Here is a 15,100-nt window from a genome sequence, read left to right on the forward strand (position 1 = left end):
GTGGGTTAATGCTGGGTGAGTGGGGGCGTATCATCCTCAACTACCACCCCGGCGGAGGCCAATTGGGTGACGTTGCTAACGAAGGACAGCCCGCCGTTATTGCCACCTTTCCAATTGGGCCCCCGGCCTTCGCCGGGGTGGTGGTGGTTGGGGTGGCGTTTGCTCTCGATTACATTGTTTCCCCGCGAAGGCGGGGACCCAGACTGGGCTCCCGCCTTCGCGGGAGAACAAGGAGGGGGGGTGGAACGGACGTTGAGGTGCTACGCCCTCAGATCCGCTTCGACAGCGGATACGCGAACAGCACATCCGCATCCGCACTCGTCGAGACCGTCTCGCTGCCGGTCATCGTCGCGCATTCGCCGGCCTTGAACGCGACGCCTGCGACATCGCCCGAGCCGGTGATCGGGATTACCCAGCCGGTCGTGCCTTCGGGCAGGTTGACGACGTGGTCGCCGCCCTTCCAGCGCTCGATCACGAATTTCGGGCCTTCGACCATGATCGTGCGGCCGGTCTCGACTTCGATCGGCGGCGCGACGGGGACGTAGGGCGTGGGGTCGGCGACGTCGATTCCGTCCTTGAGGTGAAGCTCGCGGTCGCTGCCGTAATCGTAGAGACGGTAGGTGGTCTCGGAGTTCTGCTGGACCTCGATTACCGTCAGCCCGCCGCCGATCGCGTGGATCGTGTCGGACGCGCAATACATGAAGTCGCCCGGCTTGACCGACTTCCAGTCGAGCTTGTCCTCGATCGTGCCGTCGATCGCCGACTGCCGGAGTTCGTCCTTCGAGATCGGCTGCTTCGTGCCGACCGCGATCGTCGAGGTCGGCTCGGCGGCGAGGACCGTCCAGCACTCGTCCTTGCCGCGCGGCAGGCCGCGGGCGTGTGCCTGCTCGTCGTTGGGATGAACCTGGACCGACAGCTTCTCGCTGGTGAACAAGTATTTGATCAGCAGATCGGGCGTGGTGTTGCCGGGCTCCTGGAACCAGACTTCGCCGATCGGCGGCGTACCGGGGGCGGCATCCTCGAACCCGGGCCAGAGCGTGTCGCGACCCCAGGGCTTCTCGACGCGGTGGGTATGCAGCAGGGTGGCGGGCATGGGATATCCTCGACTGGAATGACGGGTCGGCAACGCACGACTATTGCCGTGTGATCCGGCTCACGGAAACCCCCCATGGTCGGCAACCGCGGGGCCGCGTTTCGGGCGCCGAACGGGGGTGGCGAAAGGGATTGTTCGCGAAGCCCCGCATACGCTAAGGACAACGCCGATGCGTATCCCCCAGTCCCTTCCGAGCATGTCGCGTGCCTTTGCTGTCACGCTCATCGCAGCGCTTGCGCTCCCCATGGCCGGTTGTGCGGGTCGTTCCGCCAAGGGCGACCTTCCTTACGTCGCGCGTGACGTGGGGACGCTTTACTCGACCGCCAAGGCGCGGCTCGACCAGGGGCGCTACAAGGAGGCGGCGCAGTTGTTCGACGAGGTCGAGCGGCAGCATCCCTATTCGATCTGGGCGCGTCGTGCGCAGATCATGTCGGCGTTCAGCTATTACCTCGCCAAGGATTACACCGCGTCGATCAGCTCGGCGCAGCGCTTTCTCGCGGTGCATCCGGGTAACCGCGACGCGCCCTACGCTTATTACCTGATCGCACTCGGCTATTACGAGCAGATCACCGACGTCACGCGCGACCAGAAGATCACGCGCCAAGCGCTCGATTCGCTCGGCGAACTGATGCGTCGCTATCCGAACACGCGCTATGCGTCGGATGCGCGGCTGAAGATCGATCTGGTCAACGACCATCTCGCCGGCAAGGAGATGGAGATCGGGCGGTTCTACGAAACGCGCGGCCAGTGGCTCGCAGCGAACGGCCGCTTCCGCACCGTGATCGACAAGTTCCAGCAGACCACGCACACACCCGAGGCGCTGATGCGGCTGACCGAGACGTATCTGCAGCTCGGCGTGCCGATCGAGGCCGAGAAGGCCGCCGCGGTGCTGGGCCGCAACTATCCAGGCACCGACTGGTATGATCACGCCTACAAGCTGATGCAGGACCATCCGGTGAAGCCGATCGCACCGCTGGCACCGGGCGAGCCAGTCGTGCCGACGGGAACCGCAGGCACGCCGGGTACCGGGGCGCTGGAGCTTCCCAAGGCGAACGGCAACACCGGTGGCACGGGCGCGGGCAGCGTTTCCAGCCCCGCACCCGTCGGTCCGGGCAGCGCGACGCGGACCGGCCCCGGCAACTGATCGTCGAATCCGCCATGAGAACCCGGGCGTGAGAACAATGGGGGATCAACTTCGCGTGCGGATCGTCTAAGACGCGCGGGATGCTGACCGATCTTTCCATTCGCGACGTGGTGCTTATCGAGGCGCTGGATCTGGGATTCGGCGAAGGGCTAGGCGTGCTGACCGGCGAGACCGGCGCGGGCAAGTCGATCCTGCTCGACGCTCTGGGGCTGGCGCTGGGTGGCCGCGGCGACAGCGGGCTGGTGCGGCATGGCGCTGCTCAAGCTGTCGTGACCGCGACGTTCGATGCCCCTGCCCCCGAATCGCCGCTTGCGATGTTGTTCGACGAGAACGGGCTGGAGATCGAGCACGGCGAACCGTTGATCGTGAAGCGCATCGTCAAGGCGGACGGCGGCAGTCGCGGGTTCGTCAACGACCAGCCGGCGTCGGCGGGTCTGCTGCGCGAGATGGCGCCGCATCTAGTTGAGATCCACGGGCAGCATGACGAGCGCGGGTTGCTGAATGCGCGCGGGCATCGGGCGCTGCTCGACATCTTCGGGCGGACCGAGCCTGGGGCTACCGGGAAGGCGTACGCTGCGTTTCGGGCGGCCGAAGCGGAGTTGGCGGCGGCTCGCGCGGATATCGAGACGGCGGCGCGAGATCGCGAGTGGCTTGAGCATACGGTTGCCGAACTGACCGCGCTGGCGCCTGTCGCGGGCGAGGAGGAGACGCTGGCGGATACGCGGCGGTCGATGCAGCGCGCGGAGAAGATCGCGGACGACCTGGCGGCGATCGACGATTTCCTCGAGGGCAAGGACGGCGGGATGGCGAAGCTGCGCCAGGCCGCGCGCGTGCTCGAGCGGATCGCGGAGGATCATGTCGCGCTGGGCAATGCGCTGGCGGCGGTCGATCGCGCGGTGATCGAGGCTTCGGTGGCGGAGGAGAGCCTGCGCGATGCTCGGGCGGAGATGGCGTATGATCCGCGCGCGCTGGAGGACGACGAGGCGCGGTTGTTCGAGCTGCGGGCGATGGCGCGCAAGCACCGCGTGCAGCCGGATGACTTGGCCGCGCTGGCGGACGAGATGCGCGCGCGGCTGGAACGGCTCGATGCGGGCGAGGGCGGGATCGCGAAGATCGAGGCACGCGTTGCGTCAGCGCGGAAGGCATTCGATGCGGCTTCGGATGCTTTGACGAAGCGGCGGTTGGCGGCGGCGAAGCGCCTCGATGTGGCGGTGGCGGGTGAGTTGGCGCCGTTGAAGCTGGACGCGGCGCGGTTCCAGACGGTGGTCGCGCCGCTGAGTGAAGAGGGCTGGTCGGCGGCGGGCAAGGACCGCGTCGAGTTCGAGATCTCGACCAACCCGGGGGCGCCGTTCGCGGCGCTCACCAAGATCGCGTCGGGCGGCGAGTTGTCGCGCTTCATCCTCGCGCTGAAGGTCGCGTTGGCGGAAGAGGGCGGCGCGTCGACGATGGTGTTCGACGAGATCGACCGCGGCGTCGGTGGCGCCGTGGCGAGCGCGATCGGCGAGCGACTCGCGCGGCTGGCGCTGAGCACGCAGTTGCTGGTGGTGACGCACAGCCCGCAGGTCGCGGCGCGGGGGGCGAAGCATCTGCTGATCGCCAAGAGCAGTGACGGGACGGTCACGCGGACTGGCGTGCGGGCCTTGTCCGAGAACGAACGGCGGGAAGAGATCGCGCGGATGCTGTCGGGCGCGCAGATTACGGATGAAGCGCGGGCTCAGGCGGAGCGGTTGCTCGAGCAGGGTTGAGGCTTTAGGCTCGACTTCGCGAAGCCAATACCGTTCCCCCGCGGAGGCGGGGGTCCAGGGTACCACCCGCAGCGCCTGTGACCCTGGACTCCCGCGTTCGCGGGAGAACGGTGCCGCGAAAGGCTAATCTCAGGGCATCGCCTGCCGCGGGTGCCCCAAGTGGATCTTCAGCACCGGCACGACGATGTAATCGCCGCCGACTTTGCGCAGGCCGTGCAGCGCCCGGCTGCCGAAATCGCCGTCTTCGTGGATCACCGCACGGACCGGCGCCTGTTCGGTGTGGATCATGTCGTCGAGCCCGGCGGCACTGGCGTCGGAGCGCGGCCATAGCGATTGCTGGACGCGGTCGTCCGCGGACGAATCGTCGTTCCAGTCATAGCCGATCGCCGGGGCCGGCTTAGGGGAGACGTGAGTCTGCTGGGCGGCGGCGGGAGCGGCAAGGACGATGGCGATGATCATAACTGCTGTTTTCATCGCACCCCCGCTTTCATCCCGACGAAGGCCGGGGCCCAGTTGGCAAAGTTTAGTTGGGGGAACACAGTGCTCCCTTACAACGATCTTGCCAACTGGCCCCTGCCTTCGCCGGGGTGATTAGCGAATTCAGGACGCGCCGGTGCCGCCGTTCGCGCCGAAGAAGCTGCCGGTGGTGTAGCTGTCGCTCGGGTCCGCCAGCGCAACGTAGAGACCCGCCAGTTCGGCCGGCTGGCCGGCGCGACCGAGTGGCGTATCCTGCCCGAACTCGCCCATCTTGCCCGGCAATTGCCCGCCTGCGACCTGCAACGGCGTCCAGATCGGGCCCGGCCCTACCGCGTTGACGCGGATGCCCTGCTTGGCGAGCTGTTTCGCAAGCGCCTTGGTGAAGATCAGGATCGCGCCCTTGGTCGAGGCATAATCGAGCAACTCCTTCTCGGGGCTGACCGAGTTGACCGAGGCGGTGTTGATGATCGACGCACCCGGCTTCATCAGCGGGATCGCCGCCTTGCAGAGGTGGAACATCGCGTAGACGTTCGTCTTCATGGTGCGATCGAACTGCTCGAAGCTGATCTCGGCGATCGAGTCCTTCGACTGCTGATAGGCGGCGTTGTTGACGAGGATGTCGAGCCCGCCGAGCTCACGATTGGCGCGCGCGATCAGGTCGTTGCAGAATTTCGCATCGGTCAGGTCGCCGGGGATCAGGACGACCTTGCGGCCTTCCGCGCGGAGTAGCTTGGCGACGTCCTGCGCGTCGGGTTCCTCGGTCGGGTAATAGTTGATCGCGACGTCGGCGCCTTCGCGCGAGAACGCGATGACGGCGGCACGACCGATCCCCGAATCGCCGCCGGTGACGAGTGCCTTGCGACCGGCCAGTCGCCCGGACCCGCGGTAGCTCGCTTCACCGCAATCCGGAACGGGGTGCATGTTGCGCTGAAGTGCGGGCCATTTCTGGCGCTGTTCGGGGAAGGGTTGCGAGGGATATTTGGTCTTCGGATCCGCGAGCGGCGCGGCCCCCTGCGCGAAGGCGGGTGCGGCGGCTGCGGTGAGGCCGGTGACGGCGGCGCCCTTGAAGAGGTCTCGACGGCTGGTGTCGGTCATGATGGCGTGTCCTGCGAAAAATTGCCTTGGGATGTCAGCGCGCAAGTCGGGCGAATGTTCACGCCATGTTGATCCAGGTCTTGTCGAAAGGTGGCGCCCTCCCCTAACCCGGCGCGATGCCCGACCTTTCCGCGACCGAGACCGAAGCCGCCGCCGAGCTGGAAACGCTCGCCGCGCAGATCGCGTATCATAACGCGCGCTATCACACCGACGACGCGCCCGAGATCAGCGATGCCGACTATGACGCGCTGGTGCGGCGCAATGCGGCGCTCGAGGCGGCATTTCCGGCTGCGGTGCGGACTGATTCGCCGAGCCGCACCGTCGGTGCTGCACCCGCAGGGCATCTCGCGAAGGTCGCGCATGCCAAGGCGATGATGAGCCTCGACAACGCGTTTGCGGACGAGGAGGTCGAGGAGTTCGTCGCACGCGTGCGCCGGTTCCTGAAGCTGGCGGACGACGCGCCGGTGGCACTGACCGCGGAGCCGAAGATCGACGGGCTTTCGTGTTCGCTGCGGTATGAGGATGGGCGGCTGGTCCAGGCCCTCACGCGCGGCGACGGGCAGGTCGGCGAAGACGTGACGGCGAACGTCCGCACCATCGGCGACATCCCCCAGCAGTTGAAGGGTGAAGCGCCCGCGATCTTCGAGGTTCGCGGAGAGGTGTATATGGCGAAGGACGACTTCGCCGCCTTGAACGCGCGCCTGCTTGCCGAGGCCGAGGAGAGCGGCAAGGACGCGCGGCAGTTCGCCAATCCGCGCAACGCCGCCGCCGGATCGCTGCGCCAGAAGGACGCGAGCGTCACCGCAAGCCGCACGCTCCGGTTCCTCGCGCATGGCTGGGGCGAGGCGAGCGTCGTGCCGGGCGAGACACAGGCCGAGGTCGTCGACACGTTGCGCGGCTGGGGCTTCCCGATCGCCGACGGGTTCGCGCGGGTCGAAGGAACGGCCGCGGCGCTCGACGTTTATCGCAAGATCGAAGCCGAGCGCGCCGACCTGCCGTTCGACATCGACGGCGTGGTCTACAAGGTCGACCGGCTCGACTGGCAGGCACGACTGGGTCAGGTCGCGAAGGCGCCACGCTGGGCGATTGCGCACAAGTTTCCGGCCGAGCGCGCACAGACCCTGCTCGAAAAGATCGACATCCAGGTCGGACGGACTGGCGCGATGACCCCGGTCGCGCGGCTGTCGCCCGTCACGGTCGGCGGCGTCGTCGTGACCAACGCGACGCTGCACAATGCCGACGAGATCGAGCGACTCGGCGTACGCCCCGGCGACCGCGTGCTGGTCCAGCGCGCCGGCGACGTGATCCCGCAGATCGTCGAGAACCTGACCCCCGACGCCGAGCGCGAGGCGTATGTCTTCCCGCATGTCTGCCCCGAATGCGGGTCCGCCGCCGAACGCGAGGAAGGCGAGGTCGTCTATCGCTGCACCGGCGGGCTGATCTGTCCGGCGCAGCGAGTCGAGCGGCTGATCCACTTCGCCTCGCGCCACGCGTTCGACATCGGCGGGCTCGGCCAGACGCTGATCGAGGCGTTCTTCCGCGACGGGTTGATAGAGTCGCCCGCCGACATCTTCCGCCTGACCGAGGAGCAACTCGCGGCGCGGAAGAAGGACGGGCGGGTGTGGGCGGCCAAGGTGATCGCGGCGATCGAGACCAAGCGGACGATTCCGCTCGACCGCTTCCTGTTCTCGCTCGGCATCCGCCACGTCGGCGAGATTACCGCACGAGACCTTGCGCGACGCTATGTGTCCGCACGCGCGCTCGGCACGGTGCTCCGTCACGCGGTGTTCCTTCGCAGTCAGATCGAACCGGTCATCGGCGAACCCGAGCGGAAATTCGTCCTCCGCCGCGACAAGTTGCTGGTCGGCGCGATCGAGACCGCGGGGATCGGTCCCGAGGTCGCCAGCGCCCTCGTCGGCTTCTGCGCCGAGCCGCACAACCGCCGAGTCGTTTTCGACCTGTTGCGCGAAGTGAAGCCCGCGGACGTCGTCCACGAGACCCGTGAGTCACCCGTGACGGGCCAGATCCTGGTCTTCACCGGCAGCCTCGAAACGCTGAGCCGCGACGAGGCGAAGGCGCAAGCCGAAGCGCTCGGTGCCCGCGTTGCCGCGTCGGTGTCGAGCAAGACCGGCCTCGTCATTGCCGGCCCCGGCGCAGGATCGAAGCTCAAGAAAGCCACCGACCTCGGCATCCGCGTGATCACCGAAGCCGAATGGGCCGAGATCGTCGCCGCCAGCTGAGGCGCGGACCACACTCCCCCACAATGGTTCCGGCTACCCCGAAAGGGTTCGATTGCGTGGCTTTTTTGCAACGCACCATGACCGAGTGTGTCTGTGACACTTCCCGACTCGCCAATGTCACAGAACCGAAATATCCGGCGTGCAGGGGCGCGGCAGGCCGAACGAAAAGTCGCGGATCTCGAGCAGAAGCTCAAAGGGGAACTTCAATGCGTAACAACCTATTCCTGGGTGCGGCAGCGATTGCGCTGATCGCCCCGATGACTGCGTCCGCGCAGGAAACCACCTCCTCGATCCGCGGCACCGTGACCGCGAATGGCGCGCCGGTTAACGGCGCGACTGTCGAGATCACCAGCCCCTCGACCGGTTCGCGCTCGACCGCGACCACCGACACATCGGGCACGTTCAACGTCAACGGCCTCCGTCCCGGCGGCCCCTACACCGTTGCCGTCGCAGCAGCCGGCTATGGCAGCAAGCAGGTCACCGACGTCAACATCACCGTCGCGCAGGCGTTCGATCTTCCGATCGATCTGGCCACCGACGCTGCTGGTGGCGCCGACGAGATCGTCGTGACCGCCGCCAGCCTGCCCAACGCGCGGTCTATCTCGCAGGGGCCGACGACCGTCCTCAACGCGCGCCAGATCGCCAACATCGCTTCGGTCAACCGCGACATCCGCGATCTCGAGCGTCGCGATCCGTTCGCCCGCCTCGACGACAGCCCCTCGGGCGGCCGTTCGGTCTCGTTCGCCGGCCAGAACGCGCGCTATAACCGCTTCACCGTCGACGGCGTGTCGGTCAGCGACAATTTCGGCCTGAACAGCGATGGCCTGCCCAGCCGCCGTTCGCCGATCCCGCTCGATGCGATCGGCCAGTTCCAGGCACAGGTCGCACCATATGACGTGCGCCAGGGCAACTTCCAGGGCGGCGCGATCAACATCGTGCTGAAGTCGGGCACCAACGACTTCCACGGCACCGGCTTCTACTCGCAGTCGCGCGACGAGTTCGTCGGCAAGCGCACCAAGGACCTGCGCGTCAGCGTCCCCAACTTCAAGACCGAGAACTACGGCGCCGAGCTGTCGGGCCCGATCATCAAGGACAAGCTGTTCTTCATGGTCGCCGGCGAGCGCCTCCGCGGTGGCCGTCCGATCGCCGAAGGTCCGACCGACAACAATGCCGGCACCAGCATCCTGGGCATCAGCCAGGCACAGGTCGACCAGATCAGCGCGATCGCGAAGTCGGTCTACAATTACGACACCGGCGGCGTGCTGCGTAACCTCGGCGACAAGGACGACCGCGTCGTCGCCAAGATCGACGCGAACATCACCGACAAGCAGCGTCTGTCGTTGACCTACACCTACGCCAACGACGCCATCAACCTGCTGCAGAACACGTTCCCGACGGCACCGACCGGTCTGGGCCTGGCGTCGAACGCCTATATCCAGGGCAACCGCCTGCACACCGGTGTTGCGCAGCTGAACTCGGAATGGTCGGACAGCTTCTCGACCGAAGTCCGCGGCTTCTACAAGAACTACACCCGTATCCAGGATCCGTTACTCGGCCGTGGTTTCGCGCAGTTCCGTGTTTGCACCAACCCGACGAGCACGGCCGCGACAGCGGGTCTGACCGTCTCGCCGACCGCCTGCGAGAACAACGCCGGCACCGTGTCGTTCGGTCCTGACAGCTCGCGCCAGACCAACGAACTGCGCACCGAGACATGGGGTGGCCTGGTCCAGGCGCGCCTGACCATGAACGACCATGACGTTCGCGTTTTCACCGAAGTCTCGAGCGTATCGATCTTCAACTCGTTCCTGCAGAACAGCGCGGGCAGCTATTATTTCGACTCGATCGCAGACCTTCAGAACCGCAATGCAGGGTCATTTGCGTACGGCAACGCGATCGTCGGCAATAACGGCCTGGCCGCGCTCGATCCGAACGCAGCCGCCGCGCAGTTCGGCTACCAGAGCTACACGTTCGGCGTGATGGACTCGTGGAAGGTTACGCCGACGCTGAACGTCAGCTTCGGCGCACGCTACGACCTGTATGCGATGGACGACAATCCGCCGCTCAGCGCTGCCTTCGCCAGCCGCTATGCGAACGGTGCGATCGTCAACGGCCAGCGCATCAACATCAACAACAACAGCGCGAACATCTCCGGGTTCGACCTGTTCCAGCCGCGCGCCGGCTTCGACTGGAAGCCATCGCAGCGTATCAGCATCCGCGGCGGCGGCGGTGTCTTCGGCGGCGGCACCCCTGACGTCTATGTGTCGAACAGCTTCTCGAACACCGGCGTGCTGACCAACTCGTTCAGCGTCAGCCGCACGGCGACCGGGTTCAACGGCTTCCCGGCCGGCACCCCGGCTGCCACGCAGGCAGCCACCGCCTCGGCCCTTCTGACCGGCGTTACCGGTACGTCGGTTCCAGCCGCGGCCAACACGTTCCTGACGGGTGGTTCGGTTCCGGCCAACTCGACGGTCAATGCGCTCGACCCGAACTTCAAGATCCCGTCGCAGTGGCGCGCCACGCTGACGGGCGAATATAGTGCAAACCTCGGCCCGCTCGGCGACAACTGGGTATTCGGTGCCGACCTGCTGTACTCGAAGGTTCGCAACCAGGTGTATTTCACCGACATCCGTTCGGTGCCGATCGCCGGTTCGCTCACCCCGGACGGCCGCCAGCGCTACCAGAACCTGATCGATGGCGGTGCGACGAGCACCAACACCAACACCGACATCCTGCTGACCAACACGAACAAGGGCCGCGCCTACATCGCGGTCGCGCGTCTCGACAAGGCATGGGATTCGGGGCTGAGCATCAACGGCAGCTTCACGTACCAAGACGTCAAGGACGCAGCGCCGGCAACGTCGTCGACCGCGGGTTCGAACTATTCGAACGGTGCATTCGTCGATCCCAACAACGTTGCCTATGGCATCTCGAACGACCAGGTTAAGTACTTCTTCAAGTACGGCGTGAACTACGACCACGCCTTCTTCGGGGACTACAAGACCACGTTCGCGCTGTTCGGCGAATCGCGGATCGGGCATCCGTTCAGCTACACGTTCCAGGATTTCGGCAACAACGGCAGCGGCCGCGCGTCGGTATTCGGTACCACTGGCGTCAGCTCGAACTCGACCACAGGCGGCAACCGTTACCTGATGTACGTGCCGACACTGGACGATGCGAAGGTTTCGTACAGCAGCGCCGCAGTCCGCGATGCGGTCAACGCGTTCATCGACTCGTCGGGTCTCGGCAAGTATCGTGGCAAGACTGCGCCGCGCAACGGCTTCAACTCGAAGTGGTTCACGCGTCTCGACCTTCACGTCGCGCAGGAAATTCCGACCTTCGTCGGCGGCTCGCGCGTCACGCTGTTCGCGGACATCGAGAACTTCACGAACTTCCTGAACAAGAACTGGGGCCAGCAGCGCGAGTACGTCTTCCCGTACAACACCCCGGTGGTCCGCGTGCAGTGCCTGCAGACCGCGGTGCCGACCGGCATCGCGCCAGGTGCGGCCAATCCTGCCGGTGGCACCTATGGCGCCGTGGCGACCAACGCCGGACAGGCCTGCGCCCAGTATCGCTATTCGCCAGTCGGCGGCAGCGCGAACTTCACGCCGCAGCCTGACCAGGTGTACGTGAACCAGTCGCTCTACTCGATCCGTATCGGTGCGCGCTTCACGTTCTAAAGCGCGTCCGACCTGATCGGTCGAATTGGCCGCCGCTTCCTTCGGGATGCGGCGGCCTTTTTCGTTTTGCGGCCTTGCGCCCGACCAGACCGTTCGGCTTTTGCGTGTGCCTTGCGCGGCGTGTAAGACGGTGGGCCAATGGCTAATTCTTCCGTCCCGCCCCCCGGCTCGTCCGCCTTGAACTCGACCCGGCGCCTGCCCTTCACCGCGCGGCCGTTTTTCGAGAACAAGGCGCGGGCGTTCTGGATCCTGCAGGCGGTCGGGTGGAGCGGGTATCTGCTGTTGCGCGGGGTCGTGTCGATCTCGAATGGGCTGTCGCTCGACGGGGTGATCCCGGTGATCGTCGAGGCGATCGTCGGATATTGCATTACGCTGCTGCTCTCGACGATGTACGGGCAGTATCGCCGGATGAACCGGCTGGTCGGGATTTTCCTGACGATCGCGACGCTCGCCGCCGCGACGTTCCTGTACGCCGTGCTCGACGCGTTCACCTTCTCGTTCATCGCGACCGCGACGCCGGGGGTTACGCTCACGCGGCTGCTGGGGTCGGTGTACGTCACGTTCACGGTGCTGTTCGGGTGGTCGGCGCTGTATTTCGGGATCAACTTCTATCTGATCGTCGAGCAGCAGATCGACCAGATGGAGCATCTCGAGAACCAGGCGTCGTCGGCGCAGCTGGCGATGCTGCGGTACCAGCTCAATCCGCATTTCCTGTTCAACACGCTGAACTCGATCTCGACTTTGGTGCTGCTCAAGCAGACCGAGCGGGCGAACGCAATGCTGAGCCGGCTGTCGTCGTTCCTGCGCTACACGCTGGCTAACGAACCGACCGCGCACGTCACCGTCGCGCAGGAGGTGGACCAGCTGAAGCTGTATCTCGAGATCGAGAAGATGCGCTTCGAGGATCGGATGCGGCCGAAGTTCGACATCGATCCGCGCGCCGAACGCGCCCGCCTGCCTTCGCTGCTGCTGCAACCGCTCGTCGAAAACGCGATCAAATATGCCGTCACGCCGCAGGAGGAAGGCGCCGAAATCTGCGTCGAAGTGCGGCTCGCCGGGGAACGCGTGCAGATCGCCGTATCCGATACCGGTCCGGGCTTGATCGAGGGCCGGATCGGTTCAAGCCAATCCACAGGCGTGGGGCTCGCTAATATTAGAGACAGGTTGGCTCAGGCATATGGGCCCGACCACCGTTTCGAAACCCGCTCCACGCCCGCTGGCGGCTTCTCGGTCGAGATCGAGATTCCGTATCAGCTTGAAGACGTGAACAGAGAGGCCGCATGACCATCCGTACCATTCTCGTCGACGACGAGCCGCTGGCGATCCAGGGGCTGGAACTCCGACTCCAGGCCCATGAAGACGTCGAGATCATCGAAAAATGCTCGAACGGCCGCGAGGCGATTCGCGCGATCAAGACGCACAAGCCCGACCTGGTCTTCCTCGATATCCAGATGCCGGGGTTCGACGGATTCTCCGTCGTGCAGGGCCTGATGGAGGTCGAGCCGCCTTTGTTCGTGTTCGTCACCGCTTATTCGGACCATGCCTTGCGTGCGTTCGAGGCACAGGCGGTCGATTACCTGATGAAGCCGGTCGAGGAATCGCGACTGGCCGACACGATCGAGCGGGTTCGGCAGCGTTTGAGCGAGAAGCGTGGCGTCGAGGAAGTCGATCGGTTGCGCGAAGTGCTCGCCGATGTCGCGCCGGATGCGGCGGCGGACATGCCGGATGGGGACGCGGTGTCCGCGAACCGGTTCGAGAAGCTCATCAACATCAAGGATCGCGGACAAATCTTCCGCGTCGATGTCGATACGATCGAGCGGATCGATGCGGCCGGCGATTACATGTGCATCTATACCGGCGATAATACCCTGATTTTGCGCGAGACGATGAAGGATCTGGAGAAGCGGCTCGATCCGCGCCGGTTCCAGCGGGTGCATCGGTCGACGATCGTGAACCTGGATCTGGTGAAGCAGGTCAAGCCGCATACGAATGGCGAGTGTTTCCTGGTGTTGAATTCCGGTGCGAGCGTGAAGGTTTCGCGGTCTTATCGTGATGTGGTGGCGCGGTTCGTTCACTGAGTTCGAGCCCGTCGTCTAGCCGCGTCCCCGTCATCCTGACGAAAGTCAGGATCCAGAGTCATTTAGGGCAACGCTTGCTACCCTGGATCCTGACTTTCGTCAGGATGACGGACGCGGGGCGTGTGGTCGGGGCGGGCTTTTAGGAGCGTGCTCTTCCACGTCCGTCCTTGCCGATCGAGGTCCCGACTTTCGTCGGGATGACGGGGGTGCGCTTCGTTAGCGAGCGCTTCCCCCGTTTCCCGTGGCCATTAACCAGTCCCTAAACCCCGCGTCCTAGAGCGAGGGGATGAAGACGTCGGGTTACGGCCTTTATCCGCATGTGCTGATCAGCCTGCCCGCTTTGGTGATGGCGACGTCGTGCGTGCCGGCGGATCGACCGGCGGCGATCGCTCGGGTCCAGCCGGAGCGGAACTCGCGCGCCTTGCTGAGCCGGATGGCGTTGCATGTGCCCGACGACATCTCGGCGAAGATCGCGACGGCAGCGCCGGATGCGCCGTTTGCGGCTGCGACGCCGTTCGTTGCTCCGCCGTTTTTGAATTCGAACTCTGTCGATGACGCTAGCCGTGCAGCCGACTGCCTGACTGCGGCGGTGTATTACGAGGCGCGGTCGCAGTCCGAGGATGGACAGCGGGCTGTGGCGCAGGTGGTGTTGAACCGGGTGCGTGACCGGGCTTTTCCGAACAGCGTTTGCGGGGTCGTGTACCAGGGGGCCGAGCGGCGGACCGGGTGCCAGTTCAGCTTTACCTGCGACGGTTCGATGAACCGGGCGCGGGAGCCGGGGGCTTGGGACCGCGCGCGGGCGGTGGCGGCGGCGGCGCTTGGTGGCAGCGTGTATGCGCCGGTTGGGGCGGCGACGTCGTTTCATACGACGAGCATTTTGCCTTGGTGGGCGTCTAGTCTTGCGCGGATCACGACGGTCGGGGCGCATGTGTTCTATCGCTGGCAGGGGGCGTTGGAGCGGGCGCTGACGTTTCGGCAGGCTTATGCCGGGGTCGAGCCTGGGGTTCGGGGTGTTGGTTTGGCGAGCGGTGGTGGCGTGGCGGCGGTCGCGGCGCAGGTTGCTGGCGTTTCGGTGCATTATGGTAATCGGGACGACGTTGCGGACTCGAGTGCGGAGCCGGCCGATGCGCTGCACGGGGTGACGGTGCACCGGGGGGTGTTGCGTTCTGGCTCGGCGATTGCGGGGGCGGCGGTCATGCAGACGCGGTTGGTTTCTGGGGTCCGGGTTCACGTTGGTGGGCGGGCGTCTGCGATGATCGGCAGCGGTAACGCCGCCGATGCGGTAGTGTCGGACGAAACCTAATAGCTCCCTCCCCTTCAGGGGAGGGTCGGGGTGGGGCGTTTCCGCGGACGTATCGCTCGGGGCGGTGCCCCACCCCAGCCCTCCCCTAAAGGGGAGGGAGTTTTAGAGGCTCCCTATTCCAATACCTGCCCCACCCCGGCGAAGGCCGGGGCCCAGTTGGGGGACGTAGCCAACTGCGAACCGCGCTTCGTTACGACCACCTTTCCAGCTGGGCCCCGGCCTTCGCCGGGGTGGTGGCCATGCGGAGT

General features: G+C 65.5%; 10 protein-coding genes. 7 read left to right on the top strand and 3 right to left on the bottom strand.

Annotated features, from left to right (window positions below; translation table 11 throughout):
* Positions 1–268: 268 nt before the first annotated feature.
* Positions 269–1,093, bottom strand: a complete 825-nt coding sequence (locus E5673_RS00490) for a class I mannose-6-phosphate isomerase (RefSeq protein ID WP_136188523.1) — start codon at positions 1,091–1,093, stop codon at positions 269–271.
* A gap of 169 nt (positions 1,094–1,262) precedes the next feature.
* On the opposite strand from E5673_RS00490, the gene E5673_RS00495 reads away from it, so the two are divergent.
* A complete protein-coding gene (locus E5673_RS00495) occupies positions 1,263–2,237 on the top strand; it encodes an outer membrane protein assembly factor BamD (protein WP_056066724.1) in 975 nt (324 codons plus the stop codon).
* Positions 2,238–2,317: 80 nt separating this feature from the next.
* On the top strand, positions 2,318–3,982 hold the full coding sequence (recN, locus tag E5673_RS00500) for a DNA repair protein RecN (protein ID WP_136188524.1): 1,665 nt from the start codon (positions 2,318–2,320) through the stop codon (positions 3,980–3,982).
* A 129-nt stretch (positions 3,983–4,111) separates the two neighbouring features.
* Here recN and E5673_RS00505 read toward each other — a convergent pair whose 3' ends face one another.
* Together E5673_RS00505 and E5673_RS00510 are read right to left on the bottom strand one after the other, a co-directional pair.
* Positions 4,112–4,456 (bottom strand): hypothetical protein, encoded by a 345-nt coding sequence (locus E5673_RS00505; RefSeq protein ID WP_136188525.1) that lies wholly within the window; start codon positions 4,454–4,456, stop codon positions 4,112–4,114.
* Positions 4,457–4,582: 126 nt separating this feature from the next.
* Positions 4,583–5,554, bottom strand: a complete 972-nt coding sequence (locus tag E5673_RS00510; protein ID WP_136188526.1) for an SDR family oxidoreductase — start codon at positions 5,552–5,554, stop codon at positions 4,583–4,585.
* Between the two features lie 116 nt (positions 5,555–5,670).
* Here E5673_RS00510 and ligA point away from each other — a divergent pair, with 116 nt between their 5' ends.
* The 5 genes from ligA (at position 5,671) to E5673_RS00535 (ending at position 14,852) form a co-directional block, all read left to right on the top strand.
* Complete coding sequence (gene ligA, locus E5673_RS00515) at positions 5,671–7,794, top strand: NAD-dependent DNA ligase LigA (protein WP_136188527.1); 2,124 nt, start codon at positions 5,671–5,673, stop codon at positions 7,792–7,794.
* Between the two features lie 206 nt (positions 7,795–8,000).
* The gene (locus E5673_RS00520; protein ID WP_136188528.1) at positions 8,001–11,471 is read left to right on the top strand and encodes a TonB-dependent receptor; all 3,471 of its coding nucleotides are present in this window, start codon (positions 8,001–8,003) and stop codon (positions 11,469–11,471) included.
* 138 nt (positions 11,472–11,609) lie between these two features.
* Positions 11,610–12,755: a histidine kinase gene (locus E5673_RS00525; protein WP_082441718.1), complete on the top strand. Its 1,146-nt coding sequence runs from the start codon at positions 11,610–11,612 to the stop codon at positions 12,753–12,755.
* Positions 12,752–13,549 (top strand): LytTR family DNA-binding domain-containing protein, encoded by a 798-nt coding sequence (locus tag E5673_RS00530; protein ID WP_031393111.1) that lies wholly within the window; start codon positions 12,752–12,754, stop codon positions 13,547–13,549. Before E5673_RS00525 ends, E5673_RS00530 begins: the two co-directional genes overlap by 4 nt.
* A 286-nt stretch (positions 13,550–13,835) precedes the next feature.
* On the top strand, positions 13,836–14,852 hold the full coding sequence (locus E5673_RS00535) for a cell wall hydrolase (protein ID WP_136188529.1): 1,017 nt from the start codon (positions 13,836–13,838) through the stop codon (positions 14,850–14,852).
* Positions 14,853–15,100 lie beyond the last annotated feature (248 nt).

It is taken from the genome of Sphingomonas sp. PAMC26645 (assembly GCF_004795835.1).
Lineage (GTDB): Bacteria > Pseudomonadota > Alphaproteobacteria > Sphingomonadales > Sphingomonadaceae > Sphingomonas.

Bases quoted from the DNA above. Each gene is read 5' to 3' on its own strand.
- ligA (WP_136188527.1), top strand. From the start codon at position 5,671: ATGCCCGACCTTTCCGCGACCGAGACCGAAGCCGCCGCCGAGCTGGAA.
- E5673_RS00530 (WP_031393111.1), top strand. From the start codon at position 12,752: ATGACCATCCGTACCATTCTCGTCGACGACGAGCCGCTGGCGATCCAG.
- E5673_RS00525 (WP_082441718.1), top strand. From the start codon at position 11,610: ATGGCTAATTCTTCCGTCCCGCCCCCCGGCTCGTCCGCCTTGAACTCG.
- E5673_RS00495 (WP_056066724.1), top strand. From the start codon at position 1,263: ATGCGTATCCCCCAGTCCCTTCCGAGCATGTCGCGTGCCTTTGCTGTC.
- recN (WP_136188524.1), top strand. From the start codon at position 2,318: ATGCTGACCGATCTTTCCATTCGCGACGTGGTGCTTATCGAGGCGCTG.
- E5673_RS00490 (WP_136188523.1), bottom strand. From the start codon at position 1,093: ATGCCCGCCACCCTGCTGCATACCCACCGCGTCGAGAAGCCCTGGGGT.
- E5673_RS00505 (WP_136188525.1), bottom strand. From the start codon at position 4,456: ATGAAAACAGCAGTTATGATCATCGCCATCGTCCTTGCCGCTCCCGCC.
- E5673_RS00520 (WP_136188528.1), top strand. From the start codon at position 8,001: ATGCGTAACAACCTATTCCTGGGTGCGGCAGCGATTGCGCTGATCGCC.
- E5673_RS00510 (WP_136188526.1), bottom strand. From the start codon at position 5,554: ATGACCGACACCAGCCGTCGAGACCTCTTCAAGGGCGCCGCCGTCACC.
- E5673_RS00535 (WP_136188529.1), top strand. From the start codon at position 13,836: ATGAAGACGTCGGGTTACGGCCTTTATCCGCATGTGCTGATCAGCCTG.